General features: G+C 59.4%; 4 protein-coding genes and 1 pseudogene. 3 read left to right on the top strand and 2 right to left on the bottom strand.

Annotated features, from left to right (window positions below):
• The 3 genes and pseudogenes from ACFFWD_RS41865 to ctaD all read left to right on the top strand — a co-directional run.
• A pseudogene (locus ACFFWD_RS41865) lies at positions 1-231 on the top strand (hypothetical protein); the annotation flags it as partial.
• 55 nt (positions 232-286) lie between these two features.
• The gene (locus ACFFWD_RS41860) at positions 287-727 is read left to right on the top strand and encodes a DUF488 domain-containing protein (protein ID WP_376975249.1); all 441 of its coding nucleotides are present in this window, start codon (positions 287-289) and stop codon (positions 725-727) included.
• An 11-nt stretch (positions 728-738) separates the two neighbouring features.
• A complete protein-coding gene (gene ctaD, locus ACFFWD_RS41855; RefSeq protein ID WP_376975248.1) occupies positions 739-2,346 on the top strand; it encodes a cytochrome c oxidase subunit I in 1,608 nt (535 codons plus the stop codon).
• Positions 2,347-2,526: 180 nt separating this feature from the next.
• Here the strand turns inward: ctaD and ACFFWD_RS41850 are convergent, their stop codons facing one another.
• Both ACFFWD_RS41850 and ACFFWD_RS41845 read right to left on the bottom strand, forming a co-directional pair.
• On the bottom strand, positions 2,527-3,015 hold the full coding sequence (locus ACFFWD_RS41850) for a gamma-glutamylcyclotransferase family protein (RefSeq protein WP_376975247.1): 489 nt from the start codon (positions 3,013-3,015) through the stop codon (positions 2,527-2,529).
• 1 nt (position 3,016) lies between these two features.
• On the bottom strand, positions 3,017-3,856 hold the full coding sequence (locus ACFFWD_RS41845) for a DUF1194 domain-containing protein (RefSeq protein WP_376975246.1): 840 nt from the start codon (positions 3,854-3,856) through the stop codon (positions 3,017-3,019).
• Positions 3,857-4,255 lie beyond the last annotated feature (399 nt).

Below are 4,255 nucleotides of genomic sequence, written 5' to 3'. Positions count from 1 at the left end.
CCACCTGCCCAAACACACAGCAATGCTTCAATTTCTGGGCTTTTCAGCAGACTGCTAGAGCGTTTTCGAGCGAAGTGGATACCGGTTCGCGTGAAGAAAGCGCGTCAAAACAAAAGATTAGAGCCCCGTTCTGATTCAATCAAAACGGAAAGGCCCTACGCCATGATCCGGAAAAGTGTGAAGCGGTTTTCCGAAGAGATCATGCTCAAACAAGAGGCTAAAGCGCGATGATGATTCAACCTGATCTCATCGCGCTTTGGCGCGACGGCGTTCAGGAGCGATGTCCATGAGCAGAGGAATTGCTGCCGCAAACGTCAAGCTCAAGCGCGCATACGAAACTCCGGATGCAGCCGATGGCTTCCGGATATTGGTCGACCGGCTGTGGCCCCGCGGCCTCATGAAGGCAAACGCCGCCATCGATCTGTGGGCCAAGGACATTGCCCCCAGCACCGCGCTACGGAAGTGGTTCGGACATGACCCCGCTCGCTGGCAGGAGTTCCGGCGCCGGTATTCGGAAGAGATCCATCGGCACCGCGACAGGCTTGACGAGTTACGTGCGCTTGGTGCAGCGCGCCAGATCACGCTGGTGTTTGCGGCGCATGACGAAACTCACAACCACGCCGTCGTGTTGCGCGACGTTCTGCTCGGTCGGACTGCAGCGCCCATGGCCTCCTCCGGATCGCCGCACGCACATCCGTCGACTCATCGCAATAGATCCAGAACCTAAGGTAACCAGGGATGCCTTCCGCTGAACACGCGACGCATGGCCTGCACACGCACGATCACCCTGGTGGCTGGCGGCGATATCTCTATTCGACCAACCACAAAGACATCGGCACGATGTATTTCGTGTTCGCGATATGCGCGGGCTTGATTGGCGGCATCCTTTCCGTTGCGATCCGGATGGAACTGCAGCACCCGGGACTACAGGTTTTCTCCGATACGCATGCCTACAACGTGTTCGTGACCAGCCACGGCCTGATCATGATCTTCTTCACGCTGATGCCGGCGATGATGGGTGGATTTGGCAACTGGATGGTGCCGCTGCTGATCGGCGCCCCGGACATGGCCTTTCCACGAATGAACAACATCTCGTTTTGGCTGCTGCCCGCGTCGTTCGCGCTATTGATCACCTCGGTGTTCACCGCGGGCGAGCCCGGCTCGGACGGCGCCGGCACCGGCTGGACTCTCTACGCGCCGTTATCGACGGCCGGACACCCGGGCCCGGCAGTCGACTTTGTCATCCTGTCGATGCACCTGGCCGGTGCGTCGTCGATCCTGGGGGCGATCAACTTTATCACGACGATTTTCAACATGCGCGCGCCGGGCATGACGCTGCACAAAATGCCGTTGTTCGTATGGTCGGTCCTCGTGACGGCGTTCCTCTTGTTGTTGTCGCTGCCTGTGCTTGCCGGCGCCATCACCATGCTGCTCACCGACCGTGATTTTGGCACGACATTCTTTGGTGCCGCAGGCGGCGGCGATCCGGTCCTCTTTCAGCACCTGTTCTGGTTCTTCGGTCATCCCGAGGTCTACATCATGATCCTGCCCGGCTTCGGCATCGTGAGTCATGTGGTTTCCACCTTCAGCCGCAAGCCGCTGTTCGGTTATCTCGGGATGGTCTATGCGCTGGTCGCAATCGGGTTTATCGGCTTTGTGGTCTGGGCGCACCACATGTACACGGTGGGCATGTCTAGCAGCGCGCAGGCTTACTTTGCCTTTGCCAGCATGGTGATCGCGGTACCCACGGGCATCAAGATCTTTTCGTGGATCGCCACCATGTGGGGTGGTTCAATCGATTTCCGGACACCCATGCTGTGGGCCGTTGGATTTATCTTCGTGTTCACGGTCGGCGGGGTTACCGGCGTTGTGCTGGCCAATCCGGGCGTCGACCGGACATTGCAGGATACCTATTACGTCGTGGCCCACTTCCACTACGTGCTATCCCTTGGCGCCGTGTTCGCCATCTTCGCAGGCTGGTACTACTGGTTTCCGAAAATGACCGGATACGTCTATTCGGAGACCTTCGGCAAGCTGCACTTCTGGCTGACCTTCGTCGGCGTCAATCTGGCGTTCTTTCCGATGCATTTCCTCGGACTGTCGGGGATGCCGCGGCGCGTCGCCGATTATCCCGACGCGTTCGCCGGCTTCAATCAGATTGCATCGATTGGATCCTATATCTCCGCAATTGGCCTGATCGTGTTCCTTGTCGGCCTCGCAGTCGCATTTGTCCGCAAGGAGCGGGCTGCCGACAACCCGTGGGGCGCCGGCGCCACCACGCTTGAATGGACGCTATCGTCGCCGCCACCATTCCATCAGTTTCAGATCTTGCCCCGGATCGATTGATCGATGCTCTTGCGGCCCCGTTGCCGGCTTCGACGATCGCGGCCCATTGCGCATCGCCAGTCCGCCCTTCTCAACTTGCAATGACGAAGTGGAGGCAATGGGTGCGACAAAACAACCCGACGAGGCTGGGCAAGTAAAGGCTCTCTGGACATACGACCAGCGAAGCGCAATCCGCCACAATCATCCAGAATCCGCGATGCTCGCCACATAGGATTCCGGCAGCCCCATCTTGCGGGCCACCGATTGCAGGCGCACGGCGTAATCAGTGTTGCGAGTTGTCGCTGCCGGCAGCGTAGGCAGATTGAAGCACAGCGCCGGCTCGGCCGATCCGTCCGGCAGATGCGCGAGCACCGGCTCGGGCCGGTATGCGGCCACGCTGTCATCCGCGTAGAGCGCATCCAGGTCGTCGTGCGGCATCGTCATGACGATGCCATGCACCCGGCCGCCCTCGTGTGGCACCAAGGTTGCGCGCTCACCGAGTTGCAGGCGAAAGCGATCGACATGGGCTGTCCTCACATTACGCGGTCGGAAGCCTCGCGCGTGCAGCGCCTCCGGGTCCATGAAAAGGCCGTAGAAAAAGACGGTGACCTGCCTCGCCATCTTGCGGATCCCCTTCCCTGTGGCGTTCATATAGGTCAGCGCACGCGTGCGCCGAAACAGGTCCAGCATCCTAGCGTCCCCAACGGTCCTGCCAGAGCCTTTCGCCGATCTGGCAGTTGACCCTCGGCTCTTTCCCGGCCGCGGGAACGACCCTGTGGTCGGGCGTATGCCCCGCGACCTCGAGCAGGAGTTTTGTACGAATTGCGTCCTTGAAATTTTCGCGGTCCTTGATGGAGACGACAAAGGAGCCTGGTCCACCGATCACGCAGTCCTCGTAGTACCAATCGAGGTTGTCGATATCCATTGTTGAATAGGATGGTTCCTTGATCATGATTGGCAGACCGTTGATGACGATGCCCTTGGCCAGCGCCTCGTCACGAGCAGGCGTGATGGCAGGTCCATTGTTGTTCGGACCATCGCCGGAAATGTCGATCACGCGCCGCAGGCCTCGATGCGGATTCTGATCGAAGAATGGCATCGCGAACAGGATGGCACCTGAGATCGAGGTTCGCGCTCCTCGCCGAACGGGCGTCTGCATGATTTCGTTGCCGACGGCATCAGCCGTCTCTGGTCCGTCGATCACTCGCCACGGAATGATGACCTTTTGGTCGCCGGACGACGACCATTCGAAGTACATAATCGAAATCTTGCCGTTCGGACCGCCTCTCAGCGCCTGCAGGAACTCCTTGGAGACGATGGCCTGGGCATACCCCTCCCGCTGAACGGCGAGTTCATCGAGATCCATCGAGTAGGATACATCGACCGCAATGATGAGCTCTACGTCAACGGAAGGCGTAACCTGCGTATCCGCAAGTTCTGGTTTTTCGGCTGACGCCGCATCGGCCCGAGGACCGCCGGAGGCGAGCACAGCAGCCGCAAGCATCGCACCGACTAAAACACGCCATCGCATTTTCGAACCTCCGCGGGTCGCAAGGTTGACATGCAATCTTGGCCGCGCAAGGCCGAACTATCAGCTGTCACGCTTATGTTAGAGGCAAGAATCCGGGCTACCAACCGGTCCGCGCACCCCGCGGCGCCACGCACCGAGTCCGGCCCTTGGCATTGATTTGCCCGACATGGCAAGTCCCGGTGAGAAAAATATTTCTGTTTTTCGAAAGCAAAAATTAGTGTAAGACTGCGCTCGTCTCACCCGATGAGGGGCGGCTCGCGATCGTCACGAACGTGGTGTGGGATGCGGTGGACGCCGAGCGCGCAACTGACGTGTGCGTGCAACGCGGACGGTGAAGTCGTGTGGTCCTGACGCCCCAGTGGTCGGTGTCTCTTCGCAAAAAGATCAAGGTCTTTCGCG

Source organism: Bradyrhizobium erythrophlei, assembly GCF_042430365.1.
Classification (GTDB): domain Bacteria; phylum Pseudomonadota; class Alphaproteobacteria; order Rhizobiales; family Xanthobacteraceae; genus Bradyrhizobium; species Bradyrhizobium erythrophlei.
Note: the sequence above shows the minus strand (reverse complement) of the source record. Positions and strands in the feature narration are given on the sequence as shown.